The 3,790-nt window shown below is 41.3% G+C and carries 4 protein-coding genes; 2 read left to right on the top strand and 2 right to left on the bottom strand.

Annotation, left to right across the window (positions count from 1 at the left end; all coding sequences use genetic code 11):
- Positions 1–593: ABC transporter permease subunit (locus PX636_RS02110; protein ID WP_288116080.1), on the top strand; the 593-nt coding region annotated here is incomplete at its 5' end.
- 77 nt (positions 594–670) lie between these two features.
- Here the strand turns inward: PX636_RS02110 and PX636_RS02115 are convergent.
- Both PX636_RS02115 and PX636_RS02120 read right to left on the bottom strand, forming a co-directional pair.
- Positions 671–979 (bottom strand): ssr2422 family thylakoid membrane protein, encoded by a 309-nt coding sequence (locus tag PX636_RS02115; RefSeq protein ID WP_002798015.1) that lies wholly within the window; start codon positions 977–979, stop codon positions 671–673.
- Positions 980–1,037: 58 nt separating this feature from the next.
- On the bottom strand, positions 1,038–2,213 hold the full coding sequence (locus PX636_RS02120) for a DUF4336 domain-containing protein (RefSeq protein WP_288116081.1): 1,176 nt from the start codon (positions 2,211–2,213) through the stop codon (positions 1,038–1,040).
- 58 nt (positions 2,214–2,271) lie between these two features.
- Here PX636_RS02120 and PX636_RS02125 point away from each other — a divergent pair, with 58 nt between their 5' ends.
- Entirely contained in the window at positions 2,272–3,537 is a 1,266-nt protein-coding gene (locus PX636_RS02125) for a YcjF family protein (protein WP_288116082.1), read from the top strand.
- The last annotated feature ends 253 nt before the right edge of the window (positions 3,538–3,790 follow it).

The following is a 3,790-nucleotide window of genomic DNA, read 5'->3' on the forward strand; positions in this document are numbered from 1 at the left end:
GGTTAACTTTAGCTATCATTATTTTAGGAATAATTCTCTCATTATTTTTATCCATAAAAAATAAACTTGGTTTATGCCTAACTAGCCTACTAATCCTAGTTATAATTCCCCTAATTTGGGGTTTACAATGGCAAAGTCCCCAAGTTAATCCTCTTAATCAAAATATTGACTTCGGTTTACATCTTTCTTCTGAGTTTGCTACTCTCTTAATCGGTTTAACTGTTTATACAGCTGCCTTTATTGCGGAAACGGTACGGGGGGGGATTCAATCGGTTAATCGGGGACAATGGGAAGCAGCTAAAGCCTTGGGATTAAAACCTTTATTAGTGATGAGATTAGTAATTTTTCCCCAAGCTTTGCCAGTGATTATTCCTCCTTTAACTAATGAATGTTTAAACCTGGTTAAAAACTCTAGTTTAGCGATCGCTATTGGTTATAATGATATTTATGCTATCTCTAGTACCATCGCTAATCAGACGGGAAAAGCTGTAGAAATGTTAATAGTAGTTATGGCCACCTATTTATTCTTTAATCTGGTGATTTCCTTGACTATGAATCAATTAAACAAACGGGTAAAAATTCAGGAAAGATAGGGTGTGTTAGCAAGCGCCTAACGTACCGAATCGCACCAAAAGGTAGCCTAACGCACCAGAATTTAGCGATAAATTAATTAATGAGCATTAGCAGAATATAAAGCGGTGATAATTGCTGTCACCGCAGGACTAAGACTAGATAAAACCACCACAGAAGCGGTGGCAATGATGATAGTAGTAGCCATTCTCACCATACCGTCTGTACCTTTTTGATAGGCATCAAATTTATAATCTATGCGATCAATTTTTTGTCCTATTTCATCTCGCCACTTACTGAATGCGTCCTGTGATTGGCTGAATTTTTCTTGCAAATCACTAACTTCATCACTTAATTGAATCAACGCCGCTCTGATGTCATCATTACTGGGATTTTCGGGAATTTGCATGACCTTGATTAGCAATCAACTAACAACCGCCTATATTATAGCAGTTCTTAGCCATAAATTACAATTTTTTATCGGGAGGAGGAGTCAATCGCCAGCGCACTAAAAAACTATCAATACTTTCTAAACATTCCAAGTCATCTTTAGGTAAATAAGAATCTTTTGACAAGAAAGAAAAAGCCTGCTGAAACTCTTGACTATCAGCTTGAATCGGACTAGCAAAATGACAAGGAATAACCTGTTTAATCGGCCATTGGGCAATTCTATCAACCCATTGACTAACCTCCTCAGTAGTGCGATTAAGAATCAAAGTTTGCAAAATTGGCGCGACTATTAACCTCCCCTCTCGACGCAAATTTAAAAAAGTCTTTTGCCAATCATCACCCCATTGAAAAGGGAATAAACCAAAATAGGCTTTTTTACTCTTTTCCTTAGCAGTAAAAGCATCTCTAAACACCTGAATCCAATTGGGAACAGCTAAAACAGGAGGTTGAAAATAAAGAGCAAAAAGACAAATTCTTTGCCAACCCCGACGGCGATTTTCTGGGGTATCCTCCACCAAATCCTTAGCACTATTTTTAGCGTGAAACAGCAGCGGATAGGGGTCTAATTCTAAAATAGCGGGAGGATTTTCTGGGATAGAAATAATGCCATCAGTCAGCAGCAGAGTTTGAGAGTAGTGATGAAAAAAAGCCACTTCCGAGAAGTATCCCACATTCAGATCAATTGCGGGTAAAATTTCATAACTAAAATCTTTTCCTAAAGGAATGGTTGCCGAGTCAGCAGGTAAAATTTCCGTTCGTTTTGCCGGTAAACCCAACCAACTCAAAGGTAAATTAAGAGGAAAACTCCATTGATTAGGAGCAACATAAACTATAGCCTTAGGAAAATAACGGGCAAAAGGACCGACAAAAACCTTATGTTCAATCCCAGAAATCGTCGGCAAAATAATATATTTAACTTCCCCATGTTGACTTTCCAACTCACGCATTAAGCGAATACATTCAGGAGTCGGGGCCACTGGTGCATAAACAAATAAACCCCCAGATGCTAACTTAATTACCGTCATGCGAATCGGCACGACCACATAAAAAATACCCTGCAATTGCTCAAATGTCCAGAGCGTATCTTTCACCACTTCTTGGCGAATTGTCCGTCTTTGACCATAGGGATAAAGTGGTACAATTGGCCAAAAAGGCCATGATAAATCTTGCGGAGTTATTGCGGCTTTTCTCATCGTCTGATTCTATTGCTGAAAATCTCTATTTTAGTTATCATAAACCTTTCTAATCCCCATGACTGATAAACTGCCCATTGATTCTTTGGTCAATACTTGGAATAGTCTCACGGGGGAAGTGATGAAAAGACTCCCCATCGACCAGTTGACTAATACTGTCCTGCAATGGTTTAGTGTTAGTGACACTCAAGTGGCGGAAATTTTAGAAAAAGTCCGTCAAGAATTACCCACCACCGAGGCGCTGTTAATCGGCAAACCCCAAACGGGAAAAAGTTCGATTATTCGGGGAATAACGGGAGTTTCGGCGGAAATCGTCGGGCAAGGTTTCCGTCCCCACACCCAAAACACCCAGCGCTACACCTACCCCGCGGAAGACTTACCCCTGTTGATTTTTACCGATACGGTGGGGTTAGGGGATGCCTATCAACACACAGACACGGTAATCGCGGAATTATTAGCAGATTTAGCCGAAAACACGGGACGCGCCCAGGTTTTTATCGTGACGGTAAAAATTAATGATTTTGCCACCGATAGCCTCCTGGAAATTACCAAACAACTGCGGCAAAAATACCCTAAAATCCCCTGTTTACTGGCTGTCACCTGTCTTCATCAGCTTTATCCTCCTAATACCGTTGATCATCCCCCCTATCCTCCCGATTTCGAGGATATCAATCGCGCCTATCAAGAAATTAAAGAAACTTTTAAGGATTTATACGACAATTCTGTGATAATAGACTTTACCCTAGAGGAAGACGGTTACAACCCTGTTTTTTACGGTTTAGAGGCATTTAGAGACAATTTAGCCGATTTATTGCCAAAAGCCGAGGCTAACACCATCCACCAACTTTTAGATCGGGAAACCAGCGATAAATTAGGCCATCTCTATCGGGACGTGGCCCGACGCTATATGTTAGCCTTTTCCGTCATAGCGGCGACCTTGGCGGCGATTCCCTTACCCTTAGCGACTATGCCCGTGTTAACCGCCCTACAAGTGTCAATGGTGGGGGTTTTAGGCAAATTATACGGTCAAGTCTTAACCCCATCCCAAGCCGGCGGAGTCGTCAGTGCGATCGCTGGCGGCTTTTTGGCCCAGGCCATCGGTCGGGAATTGGTGAAATTTATCCCCGGTTTTGGCAGTGTGATCGCCGCTTCTTGGTCCGCTGCCTATACCTGGGCCCTAGGAGAGGGTGCTTGTGTCTATTTTGGCGATTTAATGGGGGGTAAAAAACCCGATCCTAAGAGGATTCAAAGAGTGATGAAAGAGGCTTTTTCTGCTGCCCAAGAAAGATTTAAAAATGTCGCTACGGGAGGAGATAAAATCTAGTTATTAGCCCCTTAAGTGTTGGAGATAAAGCAGCCTAAGACAAGTAGCATATCTTCAAGTTAGCGAGATTTTAGTAACATTCGTCAGCTTTAGCTCCACTGGAAATTTACTTGGGCTTCTCAACCAGATCTATGGTTCAATACAGTTGAATATATCCCGTTCAAGTAATAGACAAAACATATCAAAAATGTGCCATCAGTTTCAGTGAGTAGCAGTATAATGGCTTTATGCAGTTTGACTGGGATAAAAATAA

The sequence above is a fragment of the Microcystis sp. M53598_WE2 genome (genome assembly GCF_030067735.1).
Taxonomy (GTDB): Bacteria; Cyanobacteriota; Cyanobacteriia; order Cyanobacteriales; family Microcystaceae; genus Microcystis; species Microcystis aeruginosa.

Coding starts and splice junctions, on each gene's coding strand:
- PX636_RS02115 (WP_002798015.1), bottom strand. CDS start 979: ATGCAAATTCCCGAAAATCCCAGTAATGATGACATCAGAGCGGCGTTG.
- PX636_RS02120 (WP_288116081.1), bottom strand. CDS start 2,213: ATGAGAAAAGCCGCAATAACTCCGCAAGATTTATCATGGCCTTTTTGG.
- PX636_RS02125 (WP_288116082.1), top strand. CDS start 2,272: ATGACTGATAAACTGCCCATTGATTCTTTGGTCAATACTTGGAATAGT.